The following is a 23,528-nucleotide window of genomic DNA, read 5'->3' on the forward strand; positions in this document are numbered from 1 at the left end:
TCCTTCTGATTGTTAGGCAACTTTGTGCGAGACACGGAGTCTGCGTGTCGCAAACACGCCGCGCGTTCCCGCAAGGACCGAGATGAAATAAACCGCTCCTGCAGAAAGAATGATGGCCGGTCCTGACGGTAACGACAGGTGATAAGACAGCAGCAAACCTGACAGCGAAGCGCCAAGACCAAAGACCGTTGCCAGAAAGCACATGGTTTCAACACGATTTGTCCAGAAGCGTGCAGATGCGGCAGGCAGGATCATCAACCCCACAGACAACAACGTACCCAGCGCCTGAAACCCAGCCACAAGATTGAGGACCACAAGGCCAAGGAAGATGAAATGCACTGGCGAGCCAAGCCTGGACACCGAACGCAGAAATAAGGGATCGAGAGATTCAGCAATCAGCGCACGCCAGAACACAGTAAGCGTTATCAATGTGAGGACTGTGGTAAACCCGATCAGGAAAAGTGCATCATTGTTGAGCGCCAGTACGGTCCCGAACAGCACATGCATCAGATCGACACTCGATCCGCGCATTGAAACTAGCAGCACACCAATTGCCAATGATATCAGATAGAAAGCGGCCATTGAGGCGTCTTCTTTCTGGATCGTCAAACGCGAGACTGCGCCCGCACACAACGCTACCACTATCCCCGCAAGCATCCCGCCAATGGTCATTGGAACGATCTCCAGCCCATAAAACAGGAACCCGGCAGCAGCGCCCGGCAGAATGGCATGGGACATGGCGTCGCCAGTCAGGCTCATGCGCCGCAACATCAGAAATATGCCCACCGGGCAAGCACTGATCGAAAGAAAGACCGCACCCAACAATGCCCTTTGCATGAAGGCAAATTCCGCAAAGGGAGCGATAAAGAATTGATGCAAAACCACCATCATGCCGCGTCCTTGCCGAATGCTGACAAACTCGTGGGCGTATGCTGATGACTGTGTGCCGTATTGCACCAGGGCGCGGCTTCATCCCAGGCTTCATGGAAATGTCGGGCGCATGCAAGATTTTGAGATGTCAGCACATCATCGACGCTGCCCCATGCAACAGCACGGCGCGCCAGCAACAATGCTTCAGGAAAGTGCTCCCGGACCAGATCAAGATCATGCGCAACGACCATGACCGTGCGCTTTTCATGGTGCCAGTCCTTGATTAGCCCGATAAGATCAGCAACCGTCTTCTCATCCACCGCATTGAATGGCTCATCGAGCAGGATCAAATCGGCATTCTGGACAAGCACGCGCGCAAACAATGTGCGCTGGAGTTGTCCACCCGAAAGACTGTCGAGTGAACGTTTCTCAAAACCTTCCAACCCAACGGCTACAAGGGCATCCGTCAACGCCTGTCGATCACCGGCATTGTGTCGGCGCAACAATCCACGTCTTGGCCATAGCCCCATGCCGACGAGATCGATAACACGTGCTGGAAAAGAACGATCCAGTTCCGATTGCTGTGGCAGATAGGCGAGGCTTTCCGCCCTGTCCGCAACACATGCGCCAGACAACGGGCGCAAAATGCCCGCTATGCCTTTCATCAACGTCGATTTTCCCGAACCATTTGCACCCACAACGGCAGTCAGCGAGCCAGTGCGAACGGCGCCACTGAGATGATGGACCGCTGGATGACTGTTATAGCCAAGCGTTAGGTCACGAAAAGTCAGGCATACATCAGTCATGAATTCCAGCACTTCTACTGATCGAATGGGATTGGAAAATGCTCCACATATGTAATGTTATTACATTAAATCACCGGGCCGCAAGAGATAATATGAGAAATCCAATCCTAAATATTCGATGGGCGTAAAACCCGCTGTTTTCGTTTAAAAAAGCAGCGAAAATCTGCTGTTCTTTGTATTATTTTCTGGCGCTTGAAGATCAAAAATGGGTAGTATCAACCCAGTTCCTTCGCTGGCATCTTAGGCAAGATGCCCAAGTTCTCCGGCCAGTTCTGATACTAAAATCCAGCCTAAAGCCAATTCAGACAAACTTCGGAGTGGGGTTTGGACCATATCGTTGAAGCCTATCAGATTTGTTCTGAACAGGACTGCGCAGATGAGCCATCGATGGATTGGCCATATATTTGCGCAATGGATTTGCTCAAACATCCGCTCAATATCGCTATTTCCGATTATCTCGATTTTGTCGGCAAAGCATCCAATTCAGACCGTGCATGGATAATCGAATACGGCCAGGATCTGCTTCGTTTTCGCAATACCTACGAATGGTGCAGAGGTGGTACGACTTCCTTCCTTGAAGAATTGCAAGAGGCTCCGACAACACTTATCGGCTGGCTGCATCGATATTTAATTGCCGGAAAAGCCTTAGCGGTAAACAATGTGTACAGCCTGCCGCGTGCTGCCAGAGCTATACAGGTCGAGTTCGTCCGTCAGGGTAATAAAAGCATCCTTAGCATCCCAATGTTTTACGATGGAAGGCTGCGCGGGATCATCGGCTTCGACACAACGCGCGAATATCACCAGTGGTCCGGCGCCGAAATCAAGGCGATGTTTCAATGTGCAAATCTCATCGCTCAGGCCCAATATGGCAGTAACAACAATCAGATAACCATCAATCTGGGAGAAGAAACCGCACCGCTCGTCTATCTTCGCAAACGCGGCGTCGTGCGTGGCGTAGCGCCAGAGACAATTGTCGGTGTACGCTCTGCAGGAAATTATAGCGAGATATGGCTGAACGACGGATCGATGCTGCTTGATTCACGCGCCCTCGGCATCTGGATGAGTATATTGCCGGAAAGCCATTTCTTCCGCGTCCATCGCACCGCTTTTGTCAATGCTCTGCATGTTTCAGATTTAGACCGAAGCAAGCCAGATAGATGGCTCATCAAAATGCGCGCCATACAGCAATCCTGGCCGGTTTCCCGCGTTTATCGCAAACCCTTGCGCGAAAGGTTGGGCGTGTAAGGCAGCTCGACATACGGCTGCTCAAATACCATGTTCGTTCATCCAACCGGCTGGTTGATTCATCCTTCTGTCATTGCTCAGTACAACACTTGTTCTCAATGCTCTCAACAACAGAACAATCACACCAAACCAAGCACTAAGGGATCAACATGCGTTCGAGCCAGTTGCCTGAAATTCGCCCAGCACATTTTATCCGTGCCTTGCTGATGACCAGCGGTCTGACTTTGGTGATGGGGCAACACGCGAGCGCAGAAGACCTTGCTTTGAAAGATGCCGTCTCCATGACCGGCATGGCGTTGTTCCTGAGCTCCGGTGCGCCAGCACTGACAATCGCTGTCGTCCGCGGTGATGAAACTATTGTACAGGGCTTTGGGGAAACAGTGCCTGGCAACGACACAGAACCGAACAGCAAATCAGTTTTCCGCCTCGGCTCGATCTCGAAGGTCTTCGCAACTGACGTCCTCACCTCTCTGGTGGCCGATGGTACAGTGAGACTGACCGATCCGCTTGAACGCTATGCGCCTGACGGTGTCAGCGTTAAACGAACAGGCCGACCGATAACGTTACTCGATCTCGCAACGCATTCGGCAGGCCTGCCGCGCGAGCTTGCCGATCCCAATGCAAAACCGTCGGACAATCCATTCGATTCCTTTGATCGCGACTATTACTGGAAGTGGATCGGATCGAACGCACCAGCCTATGCGCCTGGTATGACCACGCTTTATTCAAACTTCGGTTATGGCCTGATGGGTGATGCGCTCGCCAAGGCGGGCAAAAGCAACTTTGCCGGCCTCTTGAAGAGCCGGGTATTCGAACCTGCGGGTATGAGCGATACCACCACGACACTGAGCGACGAGCAGAAAAAGCGATTGATGACCGGGCTTGATCCGTTCAACAAGAACGACCCGAATAATGTCGTTCCAGACATTATGTATGCCAGTGCGGGCGTCTATTCGACGGCCGATGATATGGTGAAATGGATGCAATGGCATCTCAATCCCACCGCTGCAACGCAAGAAGCACATACCCTCGATCATACGATGTGGCTGCCCTATGACGGTCTTGAACGTGTCGTCGGGACCGAAGTCACAGGCGGAGAAGGCATGGGATTGGGCTGGGTTGTAACCATGCCGCGCAACGGTATTCCGATGCTTTTGGGCAAAAGCGGTGGCCTTGGTGGCTTTATGACCTATGTGGTTCTCTCACCCAATCGCAAGCTTGGGATTTTCGTTGTCGCCAACCGCGTAAATTTCGGAATGTTCAATGACATTCGGGCGAGCGTGCATGAACTCGCTGCAGAGCTTGGGCCGCGATAACCCAAGCACCTGCTTTCACCATTTATAGCGAAGCACACCCTTTCCCGCGTAATTGGTGCTGGCGCCGGAGAACTCGGCGTCAAAGGCAGCACCCAGCGACAGGCCATTATTCCAAACCATCTCGGCCGAGACACTTGCAAGGCCGACATCCTTGGGCTGTGAAGCACCATTGACCACAAAGCCCGCTCCCGGCAATGCATTGATCGCGGCAAAGACGTTACGATCATTGTTGAAGTTGCGGGCCCAAGCAAGGCGTCCGCGCGTTGTGAATACGCCGTCGGAGAGTGTAAGAGATTTGTCGAAACTCAGGCCAAGTTCGCCACGCCCTACAGTTTCGCGCTGTGACGAATAGTTGAGCGCATAAGTATCGCTGCCTGCATAGGCTTTTTCCGAATAGGATGGCAGGTCAAAGCTTACAAACTGCCCTGCCGCATAAGGGGTTATGCCCATCCAGGGCGTGTCAAAACGATAACCCGCCTCAAGCCGCCCCGACCATGAATTTGCACGATAGCTGCCATTGAGCTGATCGGTTTCGTAAAACGAAACCATGCGCTCGGTATCGACACTCTGCCAGCCATAGGCAAGCGTGCCGGTAATATAGGCATTGCCGATATTATGTCTGCCATAGATACCCGCCTGAAACAGATCGGAGTCGCCGCTGCCCATACCATCAGCGAGACTGAACTTGGTGCCTCCACCAGCGATGGCAAAGCCCAGAATCGTATCAGGCGACACGAGATAATCCGCACCGACAGCGTCACCATAAACACGGCCACGCGCATCATGTGATCCAATGATCGTATCACCATCTGTTGTGCGCGAGCCGCCGTAACCTGCGCCCCATACGCTCCAGCGGTTCTCAAACAGGTCCGCATCAGATGCTTGCGCTTTTGTGACACGTCCCGCCCGACCAGTCACCAGAGGGTCTGCGAGCGTATTCATGAACTGGCTCATGGCGTCGATGGTCGTTTGTTGTGCCGCCGTTGCCAACTCACCTGAAGCGGCAGTCAGACTGTCGGCATCCAACGCACCAAATGCAAACGGGATTTGCCCGTTCTCATCAAAATAGTTGACCAGCGCCGCCGACACGTTCTGCTGGTTCACATTCAAGCCACCGATATTCATTTCGAGATCGAGGAAGGCGTTACTGGCGTCGTATCGCAAGAGCGAGACGAAATTCTCCGGCAGATTTGTCGTTACCTCTTCACCGAATGTACTCCCGGCCAAACCGCCCTCTGCATTGAGAATGTTATAGCGCTTCATCACATAAGCACCCGGATCGAAAGAAGCATGTACCGTCGCGCCACCCAAATCAGCCTGCCCCGTAACATTTACGCGGTCTGAACCTGAAGGAGAGACTTCAACCTCATAGAGAGAGGACGCGGTTAATCGCAAATCTCCAGCCACATTGAGGGTGCCTATGGAATTGCCCGGCGTCAGCGTACCACCATTGATGAATGTCTGTCCCACCGTGCCAGTGCCGCCGAGTTCGGCACCTTCATAGACCGTTGTGAGCATTGAAGAACTGATGGAGCCATTGACTGCAAGCCGACCTGACAGAACATCGGTGGCACCTGTATAGCTGCTGTCGCCCGTCAGAACGACAGCGCCCTCACCTTTCTGCTGAAAACCACCTGATCCGCTAATGCTGCCGGAAAATTCAAACGCGTCCGAACGATTAAAGACCAGTATTCCATTGTTGATAACATCGCCTGTGATCCAGCCAGACGTACCGCCGCTCCCGATCTGAAGGGTCCCGGTCTCAATGTGTGTGCCGCTCGTATAATAGTTGTCGGCATTCAGGATAAGAGTACCCAAGCCTGCCTGAACCAGCGCACCAGTACCAATAATCAAACCTGAGAAAGTGTAGTCATCGCTGCGGTTGAATGCGAGTGTGCCATTGTTAAGCACATAACCGCCAATCGATCCCGTTATACCGCCATTCCCGATCTGCAATGTACCATCTGTGATGAATGTATTGCCCGTATAGCTGTGATTACCAGTCAGAACGGTCGTTCCGGTTCCAACCTGAAGCAACGCCCCCGCACCGGATATCGATCCGTCATAACTAAAAGCATTTGAACGGTTGAACGCCAGCAAGCTGTCATTGGTAATGTTGCCGATAATGGAACCAGTTGTTCCGCCATCACCGATCTGCAGAATACCACCCGCAACTGTCGTACCACCTGCATAGGTTCCGTTTCCGGAAATGATGAGCCGTCCCGCGCCATCCTTATACAACGTTCCCGCAGGTCCGGAAATTGTGCCACTCAATTCAAGCGTCGTTCCAAACAACGTATTAATTGTTCCTGTTCCGATCAGATTCACACGACGATTAAGGTCTATATCGCCAAGTGTTACGAGCGCTGCATTGCGAATTTCAAGCACTGCGGCGCTGGAATTGATCCCAAGATTTGCAGCATCAAAAATAGCCAGCGATCCGTCATTGACGGTGGTGTTCCCCCAATAGCTATTGGTCCCGGAAAGCACGAGCATCCCGCTGCCGCTCTTGACCAGATTACTATTGAAATCGTCACCCGTTATTCTACCTGCAAAAATAGTGTCGGTGTCCTGCGCAATTGTCAGTGTCGTCCCATCGATTGAGATTTCGCCACTGGTTCCGATCAAGGAGCGCATCTGCAATGCATTGCCATTCAGATCGAGCTGTCCACCTGTAAGAACGAAATCGGAGTTTGAAGCGATCGCCGAGAGATTGTTTGCTTCAAGACGTAACGTGCCATCATTGATCCATGTGCCACCCGACCAGTTATTTGCTCCACTGAGCAGAAGTGTACCGCCGCCATCCTTGAACAGCATTCCGTCGCCGGAAACGCCGCCTGTGAGTTTCATTTCCTGATCGAGAAGAACATTGATTGTCGACACGCCATCCAGAGTTACGGCTTGTGTCAGATCGAAACTATCGGCGGTTCTTAAGGTAGCATTGTTGATATTCAGCGTGTTGTTTGCCGACCCCAGATTTTGCATGGACGCTATCTGAAGAATGCCGCCGTTGAGATAAGTGTTACCGGAATACGTGTTATCTCCCCAAAGAACCAGCAATCCATCTCCGGTTTTTTCCAGACCCGAGGTGCCGGTAATCGATGCGCTTATCAGGGCCCCTTCGTTATCAAGGACACGTATTTCCGGGACTTCGATATTGATACCAGATCCGCTATAGCCAGTCAGATTGAGCGTTGCGCCGGAATTACCCTCAATTCTGAAATTACCGCCCGCAAACTGCAATCCAACGGCTGACTGCGCACCATCAATCGTGACTGTGCCACCCAATCCGCGGAAAATGGCATAACCGTGGCCCCATGTTGTGTCAGCAGTACCGCCAGCAGGGTTTAACCAGTTTTGGTTGGGGCTGTTCCATACACCATTCTGATTGTTGCTACCCGGAGTTCCACCATCCCATAGCTGAAGAATGTTCAAGCCTTGAGGACTGACGAAAAGATCAACGGCCCGTGCCTGTGTTGTATCAACCGTATAGTTGAAGCCGAATGGTGTTGTGTCGGGCGTTGTTCCAACATTCAGTCCGCCATTCATTTGTGTCAGACTGCCTGTATATGAAATGAGGCGGTGATAACCGATCGCAGGTGCACCCGTTACATTCAGCGTCGTCCCGTTAAGCGCAACATCACCATTCACAACAGTCGTTGCCGTCGTCCCTGAACCGCCTGTAGCGAGATTGTAAGTATAAAGCCCGCCGCTGTTAAACGTTGCCTTACCGTTCACAATGAGTGAAGCCGCGTCGCTAGGTAAAATGGAGCCACCCGCATTGAGGGTAAGCCCCCCATTAAGTGTTAATGAACGCGTGCCCGTTGGTGCGAGAACAGCCCCGGCATTTATGGTCGTCGTACCAACCTGACCCGATCCTTCCAGCCGCCCCCCATGATCGACAGTCCATGTACCATTCAGTTTCGCTCTCTCGGCCACTTCCACAGTGCTATTGGATACGGTTGCATTGCCGTCGAAAGACGAGCTGGCTCCTGTCAGCTTTGTCTTTCCTGAAAGAAACTTGAGGTTCGCAGAACCCAATATTGAAGCATCAAAGCTGTAGTCAGTCGCATTGTGATTAAAAACCGTATCGGTAAATGGTGAAAGCATCAGATAGCGACCGGCAAAGATGCCTGGAGCAGCAGCGCTTTCACCTTCAGCCGCACCAATATTCAGGACGCCATAAGCGCCATTATCGCCGACATCGATCATTCCGCCGGGCGAGCCAACAACCGCACCATCGGCGATGGTCAACGAGCCATGTCCACCATCATTATCCGCATTACCACCACTGACATAGATGTCCCGCGCCGCCCATTTCGTGCCTGCTCCAGTGACAAGAACGGATCCGGTCGAACCAGTGTTTCTCCCAATTGCCACTTTACCGGACTGAACTTGCGCGCCATTAGAAACGATCATTGTGCCATTGCCGGAATCACCAACAGCCAGCATGCCATCCACGGTCAGGCTTGATTGCGAACCGGCGATATTTACGGTGCCTGACGCTGAGTTCTGGCTACCTATGATCAAATCACCGCCAACCTTGACCGCCCCACCATTGGAAATCTCCAGCTCACCCGCTTTGATATTGCCAACGACCAGAGATTGTTCAACGGACCAGTTTGCAGAGCTGGGAGCACCGTTGCCGGTTACAATGACCTTGCCGCCATCGATAAGGCCAGTTTCGGATTGCAGTGCTGTTTGGTCAGGACCAAGCGTCAGAACGCCACCAGAGACGCTAACATCTTTGAATTTTGTGTTGGCTTTTCCAATCAGCGTCCATGTGCTCTGATCATCCTTAAGGAAGTGGCTAAAACCTTGAAACCGCGTACCCACCGAAGAAAGATCGAACGTAGAATTCTCCACACCAGCCAAGGATAACGTGGCGTCAGTGCCAAGATTAACGCCACCGACAAACTGATAGCCATTAAGAAGCTGAAGCACGTTTTTCGTGCCGTTGATGGAAATCGCTGCTGCTCGTGTTTCATCCGAGCCGAGTCCGCCCGATATGGTGCCCGCAGCACTTATGAACGACTGCGATGCAGAGCCTTCAATACCAATCCCGCCGGAGGCTCCGTCCCCCCCCTGAATAACTGCGCCAGTCCCCACCTCGACGCGAAGTCTCTCCCCGGAACTCAACCAGACGCCTTGACCGCCATTTCCTTGATGACCGGCTATACCGTTACTTGGGGACATTGTACCCTTGTAAACGGACCCAGGACCTCCCCGGAAACCTCGTTCTCCACCTTGTCCGCCTTTTACGCTGGCACCGTCGCCCAGAATGATGTGGCTTTGGTCCGCGTTCGGTCCGCCCAACACAACACCCGTTCCACCGGCTCCGCCATCTCCACCATTACCGCCATTACCAAGGTTATAGTTGTAGGCATAATCGCTGTTACCGCCCCAGCCACCGTTACCGCCCTTTCCGCCATTGCCACCAGCAACAACGGTCCCGGGAGTTAGGTAGATTGATGCGACAAAGTTGTCCGCCAGAATGCCTGCGCCGCCGTTGCCGCCATTGCCGCCAGAACCGCCGTCGCCGCCGACGGCATTGTTCAGGCTTGCTTTGGTTTCACCAGCACCACCGTCGCCGCCGTAACCACCATCACCACCTGCTCCACCGGTAATATTGGCTGAAATATTGGCCGCGACTTGCCCGGCAGGCATTGGCCCCTGGTTCGAAGAGCTGAAAGCAAGAGCGGCTCCGCCGCCGCCACCGCCACCACCGGCACCACCGCCACCACCGGTTCCATCCCAATATGCAGAAAACGGATATATCGCTGCCGAGTACCCAATCCCACCTATGGCACCATTGCCACCACTGCCGCCTTTGCCACCAGTAATAGAGGTGGAAATATCGTAAAGCATACGCGAAGCAAGCCGGGACGTAACGCCACCGCCTCCACCGCCTCCGCCACTTCCACCATCATGGCCGAAGTTACCGGGTGCCCAAACCCAGCCTTTCGCTGCACCATTAGCCCCTTTGGTGCCGTCGTTACCACGCTCGTTCCAGCGGCCACCTGCTCCCCCGCCTCGCGCATGTGGTCCACTTCCGCCAGTTCCGCCAATACCCTCTGAAGCAGAGGTAGAGTTTTTTCCGCCACCGCCACCGCCACCACCACCTGAATAGGAGATGGCAGCGGCGCCGGAGCCCCCCGCCCGAGGGCGACTGATTGCATGTTGTCCACCGGCCCCACCATGGCCCGAGACTTGCTGTGCCAGAACTGGAGCAGTCGAAAATGCAAGACCAGAAAAAGCGGCCATGGCTGCTATAGCAGCAAGAACACCGGACATCGCTGTCGATGCTTTGAGCGTTTGTCTTCGGATTTGAATATTAAGTTCTACTTGCCTGGCAAAACCTGTTTGTCCGCGATGGTGCGGAGTAAGGACATAAGCGTTGCCTTGTCCAAAATCAAAAACAGTCATTCCTCGCCGCCCCGAAATATATTCAAATCAGCGAATAGCTTCTCGTGTGTTTCTTTAAATCAGCAATAGCTTTAGGACCAATCGACATACGGGTTCAATGAATCGACAATTCTGAACCTTAAAAGAAAACCTTCACCACCCGATAAGATGGTGAAGGCTGATATCGCAAGCTCACAGAGATCAGATTAGGCAAATACCGTTGCAATTGCTTTCTTGGTTGCATCGACGATTTTATCGGCTTCTTCGCGTGTCAGACAGAGCGGTGGAGCAAATCCGAGAATATCGCCTTCAGGCATAGCGCGAGCGATAACGCCGTTGGCGAGAAGTGCCGTTGAAACCTGTGGGCCGATCTTTAGCGATGGGTCGAAGAACTTGCGGTCGTCGCGGTCGTCCACGAATTCGATTGCAGCCATCAGACCTTCGCCGCGCACTTCTCCAACGTGCTTATGGCCACCAACAGCATCCTGCAGTGCCTTGCGGAAATAAGCGCCGGTGGAACCCGCATTTTCGACGAGGTTCAATTCATCAATCAGCTTGAGATTGGCCACGCCTGCGGCAGCGCAGATCGGATGGGCAGAATAGGTCCAGCCATGACCAATCGGACCCATCTTGTCAGATCCCTGAACCAGCACCTGCCACATGCGATCAGAAACAATCGAACCCGACAATGGCGCATAGGCTGAGGTCAATCCCTTGGCGATGGTAATGAGGTCCGGCTTCATGCCGTAATGATCAGAACCGAACATGCTGCCAAGACGGCCGAAGCCGGTAACAACCTCATCGGCGACAAGCAGAATATCGTAGCGATCAAGAACGGCCTGAATTTTCTGCCAGTAGCCTGCTGGCGGCGGAACGATACCGCCGGTACCCAGAACAGGTTCACCAATAAAGGCAGCAATCGTATCTGGACCTTCAGCAAGGATCATTTCTTCGAGCTTGTCGGCACAATGTTGCGAGAACTGTTCTTCGCTCATCGAGCGGTCTGCGCGACGGAAATAATAAGGGGATTCCGTATGCAAGATCGGAGCGCGCGGCAGGTCAAAGGCGTTGTGGAAGGTCGCAAGCCCCGTCATGCTTCCCGTCATCACGCCCGAACCGTGATAGCCGCGCCAGCGCGAAATGATCTTCTTCTTTTCCGGGCGGCCAAGAATATTGTTGTAGTACCAGATCAGTTTAATGTTGGTTTCATTGGCATCCGAACCGGACAGACCAAAATAGACACGGCTCATATGCTCGGGTGCACGATCGATGATCATCTTGGCAAGCGTGATAGACACCTCGGTGCCATGGCCGACATAGGCATGGTAATAAGCGAGCTTCCGAGCCTGTTCTGCAATTGCATCCGCAATTTCTGTGCGGCCATAACCAACATTGACACAATAAAGACCCGCGAAGGCATCAAGGCTCTTCCGGCCATTCACGTCGGCAATGTACACACCCTGGCCGCCTTCGATCACGCGCGTTGGCGTTTCGCCTCGCGCATGCATTCCCATATGGGTGGACGGGTGGAAGAAATGATCGCGATCCCAGGCGGTCAGTTCGTTGCTGTTGTTCAACATGGGTATGTTCCTTTCCTGTCGCCACGCTTTTACGCGGCGGTATCGATGCAGAGATATTTGAGTTCGGTGAAGGCTTCGATGCCCTGATGAGAGCCTTCGCGGCCAAGCCCTGATTGTTTCCAGCCACCAAAGGGGATCGGCGCGCCGGTAATTTTTGCGCGGTTGATGGCTACCATTCCATATTCGAGTGCGCGCCCTATGCGGAGCTGCCGCGCACCGTTCGTCGTTACGACATAGGCAACGAGACCATATTGTGTGGCATTGGCGCGGGCTATGACCTCGTGTTCATCGTCAAAAACCGTGACAGCGGCCACCGGCCCGAATGTCTCTTCGTGCATAATCGCCGCATCGTCAGACACATTGGTCAGCAATGTCGGCTCGAAGAAAAGCGTTTGATCACCAATCCGCTTGCCACCCACTTCGATACGAGCGCCGCGCTTTTCCGCGTCGCGAACCTGTTCCTCAATTTTATCGACCGCACGGCTATGCATCATCGGACCAATTTCGACGCCCGCATCAAGACCGTTGCCTGTTTTGAGGCCCCGTATGCGCGCAGCAAAAGCGCTCGTGAAAGCTGGAAGGATATCGCGCTGGACAAAGATACGGTTGGCAGCAAGACAATCCTGCCCTGAAGTTGCAAACTTCGCGGCCATGGCCACATCGACCGCACGATCAACATCTGCATCGTTGAAGACAATCAGAGGCGCATGCCCGCCAAGCTCCATGACCAGACGTTTGACTGTTGCCGCACATTTGGTGGCAATCAGCTTGCCAATCTCGGTCGAACCAGTGAAGCTCAGCGCCCGCACACGCTCGTCGCGGCACAACACATCGACAATTGGCGCAGCCTTGCCCGTCACAACGTTGAAAACCCCAGACGGAAGGCCAGCGCATTCTGCAAGCTCTGCCAATGCGAGCGCTGAAAGTGGAGTCTCCGACGACGGATGCACCACCACCGGACAGCCTGCAGCAATCGCAGCCGCCGCCTTGCGGGTGATCATGGCATTCGGGAAATTCCACGGCGTCACGAGTGCTACGACACCCAACGCCTCACGGCGCACGAGCATCTCGGCATTTGGGAGATGGCTCGCTATGGTTTCGCCGTTAAGACGCTTGGCCTCTTCTGCGAACCATTCGATGAAAGATGCGCCATAGTCGATCTCGCCGCGCGATTCTTCCAACGGCTTGCCCTGCTCCAGCGTCATCAGCAATGCCAGATCTTCGCGGTTCGCCAGAACAAGCTCATACCAGCGTCGCAAAATTGCGGCTCGTTCCTGGGGCAGTTTGTCGCGCCACTCAGGAAAGGCTTTCTCAGCTGCATCTATCGCAAGCGTTGTTTGGGCTTCGCTCAGACTTGCGACGCGTGCCAGCCGTCGCCCGGTTGCCGGGTCGACAACGGCAAAAGTTTCAGCCTTCTCTCCCGCAACCCAGCGCCCATCGATATAGCTAAGTTCGCGAAAAAGGTGTTTGTCCCGAAGCCTGTTAAGCCCGTCATGTTGTATCGGATGATCCAAAACGGCATTCATTGTGCTTCTCCCAATTCTGGAAGAAACATCTCACAGGCTGGGCCTTTATTCGGACCAAAGACATAACGAAGAACAGCAGGATTGGGCTAAACTTCAGCGATCAAACAGATCGTTTAGACTATTCCAGATCGTCCGCGAGGATCGACAAGGGCGTTCCAGTCCGCTCATCTTTGACAAGTTTCGTCACGATGTATGTGAAATAGCGTTCGATTCCGATATTATGATCCAACAGGCGGTCAATCAGACGCTGATAGCTATCTATATCGCGGGCCATGATCATCAGAAAATAATCTATGCCTCCACCGACCGACCAGCACGAGACAATTTCGGGAATGACAGCAATTGCGCGCTCAAAGCGGTCAAAATCGCTCTGGCGGTGATTGCCGAGCGTGATCTGAACCATGACATGCGCGATGGGAGCAATTTTACGGTAGGCGATGCGTGCGTGGTAGCCCGTTACAATGCCCGCCTCTTCCAGCTTGCGCAGTCGTAGCCAGCACGGTGTCGGTGACAAACCCACCTGCTCTGCAAGCGCGAGCTTGGTAATCCGCGCGTTCTGCTGCACTGCTTCCAGAATACGAAGATCAACAGCATCAAGCTTGAGGGCGGATTTCATTATAACGGTCCAATGTAAGTGAGTATTTGCGTTTCAAGGCCATTCTCATTGGCATGGTCGCATATCGCAGGCAAGCCTGCGTCAGTAAAAAGTCACTTCAGAGCAATATTGTAATGATCCAATATAATTATTGACATGATGTAATTGGTCTTTCACACATATAGGCAAGAACAAAAATCAAATAAATGGGGAACGAGAATGCGGCCTTATGGTTTCGCATATGGTGCTTTATTGCGCCCTCAATTTGCTCACCTGCAGCGAAGAAGTGCTTTGCTTGGTGCAGTATTCCCCATTGTCACGCCGCTTTGAACGGCGCGTGGATGTAGGGAAGCGTGTCGCGAATGATCAGTCTCAACGAAATAGAGCAAGCCCAGGACAGGCTGGATGGTCATGTCGAAAGAACGCCGCTGATCCACTCCGAAAGTCTCAGCGCGCAATCAGGCGTGCCGGTTTTTCTCAAGCTTGAAAACCGACAACCCACGGGTAGTTTCAAGCTTCGTGGTGCAACAAATGCTGTTCTCAGCCTGTCCGGGAATGAACGCGAGCGGGGGCTTGTCACAGCCTCTACCGGAAATCATGGGCGCGCATTGGCTCATGCGGCGTCCACGCAAGGGTTGACCGCCACAATCTGCCTTTCATCGCTTGTACCGCGCAATAAGGTCGAGGCCATCCGTGCACTTGGTGCTGATGTGCGCATCGTTGGGAACTCACAGGACGATGCGATGGAAGAAGTCGTGCGACTTGTGCGTGATGAAAGCATGAATGCCATCCCACCATTCGACGATCCGCGCATCATTGCCGGACAGGGAACGATGGGATTGGAAATTGTCGAAGATCTCCCCGAACTGCACACCGTGCTTGTTCCGCTTTCTGGTGGTGGACTTGCCGCCGGAGTGGCTGCAGCAGTGAAAGCAAAACGCCCACTAGCGCGGGTAATTGGAATTTCCATGAAACGCGGTGCGGCTATGCAGGCGAGCCTCGAAGCGGGCAAACCAGTCAATGTTGAGGAATTGGACACGCTGGCAGACTCCCTCGGCGGTGGTATCGGGCTCGACAATCGCTGGACTTTTGAGATGTGTCGCTCGCTGCTTGATGATGTGATCCTGCTCGATGAAGAGGAGATCACAGCGGGGATCAGACATGCCGCAACACAGGAAGGCGAAGTCATCGAAGGAGCTGCGGCCGTCGGTATTGCCGCCTTGCTTGCTGGAAAAATAAAGCCAACGGGAGCAACTGCCATCATCATTTCGGGCGGCAATGTCGATCCCGAACAGCATCGCGCAATTATGGAAAACCGCTATCGGAGGGCAGGCTGATGGCTGAAATGAGAATTCTGACCGAAGCTGATCTACGACAGATCATAGCCCTCGACGTCGAAAGCGTAGCATGCGTGGAAGATGCTTTCCGGGCACTCGCGAGCGGTGGGGTTAGCATGCCGCCAATCCTGCGGCTCGATATTCCAGCCGAACGCGGCGAAGTCGATGTGAAGACGGCCTATATTCCTGGATTAGACAGCTTTGCCATCAAAGTAAGTCCGGGCTTCTTCAATAATCCTTCAATCGGCCTGCCTTCCACCAACGGACTGATGATCCAGTTTTCGGCAAAGACCGGGCTTATTGAAGCGCTATTACTGGATAATGGCTATCTGACCGATGTACGCACCGCCGCCGCTGGTGCTGTCGCCGCAAAATATCTGGCACGAAAAGACGCCCATGTAGCCGCCATCTTCGGTGCGGGCATGCAGGCTGGAATGCAGCTTGAAGCGCTGAAACTCGTGCGCCCCATCACCGAGGCGCGGATTTGGGCACGCAACTTCGACAACGCACAAAAAGCCGCGCGGAACTTTACCGAAAAGCTCGGAATACCGGTGACGGCAGTCGCAGATGCAAAGGAAGCTCGCGACGGCACTGACATTATCGTCACGACAACGCCATCGGAAACACCGCTCATAAAGGCTGAATGGCTTGTTCCCGGCCAGCATATCACTGCGATGGGCTCGGATGCCGAACATAAGAACGAGATCGACCCTGCCCTTTTCCAGCGATCAATCATCTATGTCGCTGACAGCCTCTCCCAGACTCGCAAGCTTGGCGAACTGCATCATGCAATTTCGGCTGGGATTGTTGCAGCGGATACTGTCTTTCCAGAACTGGGCCAGATCGTTCTCAATAAGGCGAAATTCCGGCGTCAGGCAGAGGACATAACCTTCTGCGACCTCACGGGCACCGGGGTTCAGGACACCGCAATTGCTCGCCTTGCGACGGAGCGCGCCAGCCTGCGCGAGGCAGGCACAAAAATCGATTCAACCAAAACTGCAGGAGCCAGTCGATGAGTGTGGAACTCAACTTCACCCGCACGGAATATGATCAGCGGATAGCCAAAACTCGTCGCGCCATGGAGAAGGCAGGCTTCGATGTTATCATCGTCACCGATCCATCCAACATGCACTGGCTTACCGGTTATGATGGCTGGTCCTTCTATGTCCATCAATGCGTTGTGCTTTCGATGGAAGGCGAACCGATCTGGTACGGTCGCGGTCAGGATGGCAACGGCGCGAAACGTACCGCGTGGATAAGCCATGACAACATCATCGGTTATCCTGACCATTACGTGCAATCGCTGGAACGCCACCCGATGGATCTTCTGGCTTCGATCCTTGAGGAAAAGGGTTGGGGCAACAAGACGATAGCTGTGGAGTTCGATAATTACTGGTACACGGCTGCAGCGCATCATGCCCTGCAGAAGCATCTGCCCAACGCACGTTTCAAAGATGCGCAGGGGCTTGTCAACTGGCAGCGCGCGGTGAAAAGCGCGACCGAAATCGACTATATGCGCAAGGCCGGCCGCATCGTGGAAGCCATGCATCGGCGCATCGTCGACAAGATCGAGCCGGGTATGCGCAAATGCGATCTGGTTGCTGAAATCTACGATGCAGGTACGCGCGGCGTTGACGATTTCGGAGGCGATTATCCGGCAATCGTGCCGTTGCTGCCTTCCGGACCTGACGCCTCCGCCCCGCACCTGACCTGGAACGATCTTCCAATGAAAACCGGCGAAGGTACGTTCTTCGAAATCGCTGGCTGCTATAAGCGCTATCATTGCCCGCTGTCGCGCACCGTATTTCTCGGCAAGCCGACACAGGCTTTCCTTGATGCTGAAAAGGCAACGCTCGAAGGTATGGAGGCCGGTCTGGCAGCCGCTCGCCCTGGTAATACCTGCGAGGATATCGCCAACGGCTTCTTCGCTGTTTTGAAGAAATACGGGATCATCAAGGACAACCGCACCGGCTATTCCATCGGCCTGTCCTATCCGCCGGACTGGGGCGAACGCACCATGAGCCTGCGTCCCGGCGACCGCACGGAATTGCAGCCCGGCATGACCTTTCATTTCATGACAGGTCTCTGGCTGGAAACCATGGGGCTCGAGATTACCGAGAGCATCGTGATCACCGAAACAGGCGTCGAATGCCTATCGAATGTGCCGCGCAAACTCGTGGTCAAGGATTAGGACGCTGCGATGATGCATAGCTCGCCCCCTTCCCGCCCCTCCCCAATCACGCCAACCGTCGATCTTAACCGCGACGGCGTGCAGCATGGTCATTTGCGGTTACCGTGGTCGCGAGACGATTCCGCCTGGGGCTCGCTGATGCTGCCCATCTGCGTCATTCGTAATGGCGATGGACCCACAGCCCTTCTTACGGGTGGCAATCACGGCGATGAATATGAAGGACCGGTTGCCCTCTACGATCTCGCCGCCAATCTGAAACCGGCTGAGATCAACGGACGCGTTATTATTGTTCCTGCAATGAATTTCCCGGCCTTCATGGCCGGAACGCGCACATCGCCGATAGATAAAGGCAATCTCAATCGTAGTTTCCCCGGCCGCCCGAATGGCACCGTCACGGAAAAGATCGCCGATTATTTCACCCGCTATCTGCTGCCCACAGCCGATATCGTCGTGGACTTTCATTCCGGCGGACGAACACTCGACTTCCTGCCCTATGCCGCCGCGCACGCCCTGCCCGATGCAACTCAGGAAGCCCAATGCTTTGCTGCCGTCAAAGCCTTTTCGGCTCCTTTCTCCATGCGGATGATCGAGATCGATGCAGTAGGCATGTACGATACAACCGCAGAAGAAGCAGGCAAAGTCTTTGTGACGACCGAGCTTTCTGGCGGCGGCACGATTTCGGCACGGTCGGCAGCAATCGCCAAACGCGGCATTCGCAACCTTTTGCGCCATGCAGGCATTCTGCATGGTGAAGTCGAGCTTTCGCCCACCACATGGCTCGATATGCCGTCGCAGGAATGCTTCGGCTTTGCCGATACCGAAGGTTTGCTTGAACCTTTGGTTGATCTCGGCGCGGAAGTACGCAAAGGCGACCTCATTGCCCGCGTTCATAATGTGGCGCGCACCGGCTCGGCTCCGCAAGAGTATCGCGCCGCACTCGATGGAATACTCGCGGCACGGCACTTTCCGGGTCTCATCAAGATGGGCGATTGCCTTTCGGTCATCGCCACGATCAGCGAGGAGCCATCTTCGTCTCAAATCAATCAGTACTGACCAATTGAAAAGCCGGAACAAAAACAACCGGCATCCATAAAGAGGAGTGAACACCATGCGCATGAAACTTCATACGATTTCCGCTCTGCTTTCCGCGGCAGCATTTGCAGCTCTTACAATGCCGTCACAGGCCGTCACCATTGACGATCTGAAAAGCGCGGGCTTTGTGCGAGGAGCAACCGCTAACGAAATGCCTTATGGTTATATGGACGCGAGTGGTGCAGCCAAAGGCATCGGTCCGGATGTTGCCGCAGCAATCTTCAAGAAACTCGGAATTGAAGAAGTCGACTGGACCGTCACACCATTCGGCTCACTTATTCCCGGATTGAAGGCCAAGCGCTTTGAGTTTGTCGCCGCCGAGCAGAACATTCTGCCGGATCGTTGCAAGCAGGTGCAGTTCACCGTTGCTAATTCCAGCTATGGTGAAGGTCTTCTGGTGCCCAAAGGCAACCCGAAGAAAATCCATTCCTATGAAGACATCAAGAAGGATCCTTCCCTGAAAGTTGCTATCGTTTCCGGTGCGGATCAAATCGACTTCCTGCATGGCATGGGTATCGATGAATCGCAAATCGTCATGATTCAGGGCAATGCTGACGCTCCATCCACGGTACAGGCTGGTCGTGCCGATGCTTATGCGGCAACCGAATTGACGGTGGCGAACCTTGTTGCGAATTCCCCGGAACTGGAGCAGGCACATCCGTTTACCGACCCGGTTGTGGATGGCAAAGCTGCACGCAGTTTCGGCGCTTTCAGCTTCCGTCCGGAGGACAAGGAGTTCTACGACGCCTTCAATAAGGAACTCATCGAGTTCAAGAAAACTGATGACTACGCCAAAATCCTGATGACTTACGGGCTTAGCGAAGAGAGTGTAGAGGCGGCCCGGACTGTTGATACGGCCACCCTCTGCAACGCAAAGTAACGCTTTTGTCGCCCGCCGTGCCATGATGACTGGTTCGGCGGGCCTGTCTCATCTCTATCGGGAGAAGACCATATGCACTGGACGGAGTATCTTCCCGCCCTTTTCAAAGGCGCACAAATCACCGTCGTTCTTGCCCTCAGTTCGATGGCTATCGGCACTCTGCTGGCGTTCGCAGCCGGTATTGCCCGTTTTGCGGGTGGGCCGATCCTTTCCACGATTGCGGTGATCTATATCGAGATATTCCGGGGTACTTCACTGCTCGTGCAATTGTTCTGGCTTTATTACGCCCTGCCACTGATCGGCATTTCGTTCGACCCACTCACGACCGGCATCATGGGGCTTGGTCTCAATATAGGTGCCTATGGTGCGGAGGTGGTGCGCGGCGCGCTGAAGTCTGTTCCCGAGGCACAGCACGAAGCCGCAAGAGCCCTCAACTTCAGCAGAGGCCACACATTGTTTCATATCGTCCTGCCACAGGCCGTCGTCGAGATGATGCCGGCTTTCGGCAATCTGGCCATTCATAATCTGAAAGATACAGCACTCGCCTCGCTTATCGCCATCAGCGATCTGACCTTCCAGGCCCAGCGTTTGCGCAATCTGACGCTCGACAATGTGACGATCTATTCGCTGACACTACTCGGTTATTTTGCAATGGCTCTGGTGCTCGCTTCCGCTATTCGCTGGCTTGAGCGACGACTGAAACGCCAGACAATGGCAGGAGGTTTCGCATGATCTACGGCTATGCATGGGACACCTCGTCCACGCTTTCTTTTGCGATTTCCATTCTGCCAATTCTGGGAATTGGCCTCACAGTAACCCTCAAGGCCGCAGCCACCGGCTTCGCGATTGCGCTGGTGCTCGGCCTCGTTTTCGCGCTTTTGCGCCGCAGCCCGTACAAGATCATTTCCTGGCCGACCGTAGTCGTTGTGGAGTTTCTGCGCGATACGCCTCTGCTGGTGCAGTTGTTTTTCCTGTATTACGTCTTGCCCGTCTACGGCATCGTACTGCCCGCATTCCTGACCGGCGCTCTGGCTCTCGGCCTTCAATATTCGGCCTACACATCGGAGGTTTATCGCGGAGGCATAGAGGCCATTCCGCGCGGACAGTGGGAAGCGGCACGTGCGCTGAACCTCACACCATGGCGCACCTATCGCGATATCGTCATTCCGCAAGCCATACCCCGGATCATCCCGGCCATGGGGAATTATCTCGTCTCCATGCTCAAGGAGACACCTGTATTGTCTGTCGTCAGTATCGTCGACATGCTGAACCTCGCCAATCTGATCGGCGACCGCACCTTCGAATATCTGGTGCCACTGTCGATGGTCGGCCTGATCTTCCTCATCCTGACACTTATCTGCTCGGCAGGCATTCGACTGCTCGAACGCACACTTCCAAAGAACGGGATCGCTCTCAAATGACCCAGGAAATTATCCGCTTTCAGGACGTATCCAAGCGTTTCGGCGCACTGACTGTGCTGGATCAATTCAATTTCTCGGTCAAGACGGGCGAGAAAGTAACGCTGATTGGTCCATCAGGATCGGGAAAATCGACCGTGCTCCGCATTCTCATGACGCTGGAGCCGTTTCAGGAAGGGACGCTCGAACTCGCAGACATGTCCTATCATGAGCCGAACGGCAAAGGACAGTTTCAAGCGAGCGAAGCCCACTTGCGTAAAATCAGATCGCATGTCGGCATGGTGTTCCAGAGCTTCAATCTGTTTCCGCACATGTCTGTGCTGCGCAATATCATCGAAGCGCCGGTTCACGTTCTCGGTATGAAGCGGGACGAAGCCGAGGCGCGCGCACTCGATCTTCTTGCTCTTGTCGGCCTGACAGACAAGAAAGATCACTACCCTTCACAGCTTTCCGGCGGCCAGCAGCAGCGCGTTGCGATTGCGCGTTCATTGGCTATGCGTCCGCGTGTTCTACTCTTTGACGAGCCCACATCTGCACTTGATCCGCAGCTTGTCGGCGAAGTTCTGGCGGTCATTCGCAGTCTCGCACAAGAACATGATCTGACAATGCTCCTCGTCACCCATGAGATGCGCTTTGCACGTGAAGTGTCTGATCGTGTTTGTTTTTTCGACAAAGGACGCATCTGCGAGCAGGGCACGCCCGAACAGATATTCCAGTCTCCGACCGAAGAGCGGACGAAAGAATTTCTGCAATCAGTTCTATAGCGCTCAGGCTATAGAACTGACGTCATAGACTGGCGGCAGTTGCGCGAAGGTTTCGCGAATAGTTTCAAGAGCTGTCTGCAAGGCAGATCGCGAAAGCCTCCCGCCGAGGCAGATGCGGATGCCGCCATCTCCCCGCTCACCACCCGCCACGAACGGATCAGAAGGTGTGACAGCGACGCCCTTGCTTGCCAGAGCACGGACCAGACCATCCTCCGACCAGTTGCGCGGGATCTTCAACCAGGCACAAAGCGACAGCGGATTGCTGCCTGCAATGTGAGGTTCAAGAATATCGGCTACCAATGTCTGCCTTGAACGCAACTCGCTACGCTGAATATCCAGAAGCTCGGTCGCCGTTCCGTCCTCGATCCAGCGGCTGGCCATCTCTGCAACGAGATTGACGCCGCTCCAGCTTGTGACGCGCAAAATCGACGTCACGCGAATAGAATAATGCGCTGGCACCACAAGATAGCCTGTCCGCAAGCCGGTCATGACTGTCTTGGTGAAGCTTGTTACGAAGAAGCCCAGCTCCGGCAGCAGTTCCGGCATTGACGGCAGAGGCTCTTCGAGGATCGGCTTGTAGACTTCATCCTCAATGACACAAACGCCATATCGCCGCGCAATGTCCGCGACAGCAATGCGCCTTTCGACTCCCATTAAATGACTGGTCGGATTGCCAAGCGTCGGGATGAGCACCAGTGCCCTTACATCTCCCGCCTTACACGCAGTTTCAAAGGCATCGGGCAATATGCCTTCTCTATCCGTCGGCAGCGCACGCAGCGTGAAGCCAAGTACATTGGCAAGACCGATGATGCCATGATCGGTCAGGCTTTCCGTAAGCACTACCTCTCCCGGCTGAACGACAGCAGCAACCGCAAGAAAAAGTCCATGCGCTGCACCATTCGTAATAATGATGCGACCCGGATCAACATCAACGGACAGGCCACGCAACCAGCCCCGTGCGGCAGCACGATGCCGGTCCAGCCCAGCAATTGGACGACACGGACGCATGAAGCTTGCATTGTCCGACTGGCTCATTTCCTCCAGCAAGTGACGCGAGGCATTCTCGTGGGCTTCCGTATAGACGGCGCGAATGATCGACAGATCCGCGGTTCCGCTGGGATCCCGATCAAGCATGAACCGGTCCGCCCGCTCCGTCACGCGATTGCAGACATAAGTTCCCCGGCCGACTTCGCCACGCAGATAGCCGCGCCGCTCGGCTTCTTTGTAGCTGATACTGACCGTCTGCACCGAAAGCCCGAGCTTGTGCGCGAGATCACGATGCGTTGGCATACGCGTCTCAGGTTTCAGGACACCCTTCTCAATATCCTCAACGATCTTTTCAGTCAGAAGCCGATGTTTGGTGGTTCCCTTTCGCATCTCCAGCGCAGGTTGCCACACATCGAAGGTCACAAGATCATTACAAGCCATCGATTGTCCTAATTTAACAGGAAGCCACCCATGACAATTTATCTCTCAATGAGTGAGATTTGAAGTGGCTAATGC

General features: G+C 54.1%; 17 protein-coding genes. 10 read left to right on the forward strand and 7 right to left on the reverse strand.

The features are described 5' to 3' along the window. Positions 1–12: 12 nt before the first annotated feature. On the reverse strand, positions 13–888 hold the full coding sequence (gene aztB / locus ACSME1_RS19085; protein ID WP_435655468.1) for a zinc ABC transporter permease AztB: 876 nt from the start codon (positions 886–888) through the stop codon (positions 13–15). After that, the gene (aztA, locus tag ACSME1_RS19090) at positions 888–1,676 is read right to left on the reverse strand and encodes a zinc ABC transporter ATP-binding protein AztA (RefSeq protein WP_435655229.1); all 789 of its coding nucleotides are present in this window, start codon (positions 1,674–1,676) and stop codon (positions 888–890) included. The genes aztB and aztA overlap by 1 nt, the downstream gene beginning before the upstream one ends. Before the next feature lie 324 nt (positions 1,677–2,000). Between aztA and ACSME1_RS19095 the strand changes: the two genes are divergently transcribed. Both ACSME1_RS19095 and ampH read left to right on the forward strand, forming a co-directional pair. Continuing rightward, positions 2,001–2,921 carry a GAF domain-containing DNA-binding protein gene (locus ACSME1_RS19095; RefSeq protein WP_435655230.1) on the forward strand — a complete coding sequence of 307 codons (921 nt, stop codon included), beginning with the start codon at positions 2,001–2,003 and terminating at the stop codon, positions 2,919–2,921. A 149-nt stretch (positions 2,922–3,070) separates the two neighbouring features. Next, positions 3,071–4,237 (forward strand): D-alanyl-D-alanine-carboxypeptidase/endopeptidase AmpH, encoded by a 1,167-nt coding sequence (ampH, locus tag ACSME1_RS19100; protein WP_435655231.1) that lies wholly within the window; start codon positions 3,071–3,073, stop codon positions 4,235–4,237. Between the two features lie 15 nt (positions 4,238–4,252). Here ampH and ACSME1_RS19105 read toward each other — a convergent pair whose 3' ends face one another. The 4 genes from ACSME1_RS19105 to ACSME1_RS19120 form a co-directional block, all read right to left on the reverse strand. Further along, complete coding sequence (locus tag ACSME1_RS19105) at positions 4,253–10,663, reverse strand: autotransporter-associated beta strand repeat-containing protein (protein ID WP_435655232.1); 6,411 nt, start codon at positions 10,661–10,663, stop codon at positions 4,253–4,255. A 185-nt stretch (positions 10,664–10,848) separates the two neighbouring features. Further along, positions 10,849–12,222, reverse strand: a complete 1,374-nt coding sequence (locus ACSME1_RS19110; RefSeq protein ID WP_105534582.1) for an aspartate aminotransferase family protein — start codon at positions 12,220–12,222, stop codon at positions 10,849–10,851. 29 nt (positions 12,223–12,251) lie between these two features. Then, complete coding sequence (locus ACSME1_RS19115) at positions 12,252–13,748, reverse strand: NAD-dependent succinate-semialdehyde dehydrogenase (protein ID WP_105534581.1); 1,497 nt, start codon at positions 13,746–13,748, stop codon at positions 12,252–12,254. Between the two features lie 118 nt (positions 13,749–13,866). Continuing rightward, complete coding sequence (locus tag ACSME1_RS19120; protein WP_105534580.1) at positions 13,867–14,364, reverse strand: Lrp/AsnC family transcriptional regulator; 498 nt, start codon at positions 14,362–14,364, stop codon at positions 13,867–13,869. A gap of 341 nt (positions 14,365–14,705) precedes the next feature. Between ACSME1_RS19120 and eutB the strand changes: the two genes are divergently transcribed. The 8 genes from eutB (at position 14,706) to ehuA (ending at position 22,025) form a co-directional block, all read left to right on the forward strand. Then, the gene (eutB, locus tag ACSME1_RS19125; RefSeq protein ID WP_105534579.1) at positions 14,706–15,680 is read left to right on the forward strand and encodes a hydroxyectoine utilization dehydratase EutB; all 975 of its coding nucleotides are present in this window, start codon (positions 14,706–14,708) and stop codon (positions 15,678–15,680) included. Then, positions 15,680–16,696 (forward strand): cyclodeaminase, encoded by a 1,017-nt coding sequence (locus ACSME1_RS19130; protein ID WP_105534578.1) that lies wholly within the window; start codon positions 15,680–15,682, stop codon positions 16,694–16,696. Before eutB ends, ACSME1_RS19130 begins: the two co-directional genes overlap by 1 nt. Continuing rightward, the gene (gene doeA, locus ACSME1_RS19135) at positions 16,693–17,871 is read left to right on the forward strand and encodes an ectoine hydrolase DoeA (protein WP_105534577.1); all 1,179 of its coding nucleotides are present in this window, start codon (positions 16,693–16,695) and stop codon (positions 17,869–17,871) included. Before ACSME1_RS19130 ends, doeA begins: the two co-directional genes overlap by 4 nt. Before the next feature lie 9 nt (positions 17,872–17,880). Then, entirely contained in the window at positions 17,881–18,924 is a 1,044-nt protein-coding gene (gene doeB / locus ACSME1_RS19140) for a N(2)-acetyl-L-2,4-diaminobutanoate deacetylase DoeB (protein WP_105706108.1), read from the forward strand. Between the two features lie 55 nt (positions 18,925–18,979). After that, on the forward strand, positions 18,980–19,843 hold the full coding sequence (gene ehuB, locus ACSME1_RS19145) for an ectoine/hydroxyectoine ABC transporter substrate-binding protein EhuB (RefSeq protein ID WP_100556762.1): 864 nt from the start codon (positions 18,980–18,982) through the stop codon (positions 19,841–19,843). A gap of 72 nt (positions 19,844–19,915) precedes the next feature. Then, entirely contained in the window at positions 19,916–20,575 is a 660-nt protein-coding gene (gene ehuC / locus ACSME1_RS19150; RefSeq protein WP_100556761.1) for an ectoine/hydroxyectoine ABC transporter permease subunit EhuC, read from the forward strand. Next, positions 20,572–21,264 (forward strand): ectoine/hydroxyectoine ABC transporter permease subunit EhuD, encoded by a 693-nt coding sequence (gene ehuD / locus ACSME1_RS19155; RefSeq protein WP_100556760.1) that lies wholly within the window; start codon positions 20,572–20,574, stop codon positions 21,262–21,264. The genes ehuC and ehuD overlap by 4 nt, the downstream gene beginning before the upstream one ends. Beyond that, positions 21,261–22,025, forward strand: a complete 765-nt coding sequence (gene ehuA, locus ACSME1_RS19160; protein WP_100556759.1) for an ectoine/hydroxyectoine ABC transporter ATP-binding protein EhuA — start codon at positions 21,261–21,263, stop codon at positions 22,023–22,025. Before ehuD ends, ehuA begins: the two co-directional genes overlap by 4 nt. A 3-nt stretch (positions 22,026–22,028) precedes the next feature. On the opposite strand, the gene ACSME1_RS19165 is transcribed toward ehuA, so the two are convergent. After that, positions 22,029–23,453 carry a PLP-dependent aminotransferase family protein gene (locus ACSME1_RS19165; RefSeq protein ID WP_181151613.1) on the reverse strand — a complete coding sequence of 475 codons (1,425 nt, stop codon included), beginning with the start codon at positions 23,451–23,453 and terminating at the stop codon, positions 22,029–22,031. Positions 23,454–23,528: the final 75 nt, after the last annotated feature.

It is taken from the genome of Brucella pituitosa (assembly GCF_965577835.1).
Taxonomy (GTDB): domain Bacteria; phylum Pseudomonadota; class Alphaproteobacteria; order Rhizobiales; family Rhizobiaceae; genus Brucella; species Brucella pituitosa.

Excerpts from the sequence above, each read along its gene's own strand:
- aztB (WP_435655468.1), bottom strand. The coding sequence starts at position 888 with ATGGTGGTTTTGCATCAATTCTTTATCGCTCCCTTTGCGGAATTTGCC.
- aztA (WP_435655229.1), bottom strand. The coding sequence starts at position 1,676 with ATGACTGATGTATGCCTGACTTTTCGTGACCTAACGCTTGGCTATAAC.
- ampH (WP_435655231.1), top strand. The coding sequence starts at position 3,071 with ATGCGTTCGAGCCAGTTGCCTGAAATTCGCCCAGCACATTTTATCCGT.
- ACSME1_RS19105 (WP_435655232.1), bottom strand. The coding sequence starts at position 10,663 with ATGACTGTTTTTGATTTTGGACAAGGCAACGCTTATGTCCTTACTCCG.
- ACSME1_RS19110 (WP_105534582.1), bottom strand. The coding sequence starts at position 12,222 with ATGTTGAACAACAGCAACGAACTGACCGCCTGGGATCGCGATCATTTC.
- ACSME1_RS19115 (WP_105534581.1), bottom strand. The coding sequence starts at position 13,748 with ATGAATGCCGTTTTGGATCATCCGATACAACATGACGGGCTTAACAGG.
- ACSME1_RS19120 (WP_105534580.1), bottom strand. The coding sequence starts at position 14,364 with ATGAAATCCGCCCTCAAGCTTGATGCTGTTGATCTTCGTATTCTGGAA.
- eutB (WP_105534579.1), top strand. The coding sequence starts at position 14,706 with ATGATCAGTCTCAACGAAATAGAGCAAGCCCAGGACAGGCTGGATGGT.
- ACSME1_RS19130 (WP_105534578.1), top strand. The coding sequence starts at position 15,680 with ATGGCTGAAATGAGAATTCTGACCGAAGCTGATCTACGACAGATCATA.
- doeA (WP_105534577.1), top strand. The coding sequence starts at position 16,693 with ATGAGTGTGGAACTCAACTTCACCCGCACGGAATATGATCAGCGGATA.
- doeB (WP_105706108.1), top strand. The coding sequence starts at position 17,881 with ATGATGCATAGCTCGCCCCCTTCCCGCCCCTCCCCAATCACGCCAACC.
- ehuB (WP_100556762.1), top strand. The coding sequence starts at position 18,980 with ATGCGCATGAAACTTCATACGATTTCCGCTCTGCTTTCCGCGGCAGCA.
- ehuC (WP_100556761.1), top strand. The coding sequence starts at position 19,916 with ATGCACTGGACGGAGTATCTTCCCGCCCTTTTCAAAGGCGCACAAATC.
- ehuD (WP_100556760.1), top strand. The coding sequence starts at position 20,572 with ATGATCTACGGCTATGCATGGGACACCTCGTCCACGCTTTCTTTTGCG.
- ehuA (WP_100556759.1), top strand. The coding sequence starts at position 21,261 with ATGACCCAGGAAATTATCCGCTTTCAGGACGTATCCAAGCGTTTCGGC.
- ACSME1_RS19165 (WP_181151613.1), bottom strand. The coding sequence starts at position 23,453 with ATGGCTTGTAATGATCTTGTGACCTTCGATGTGTGGCAACCTGCGCTG.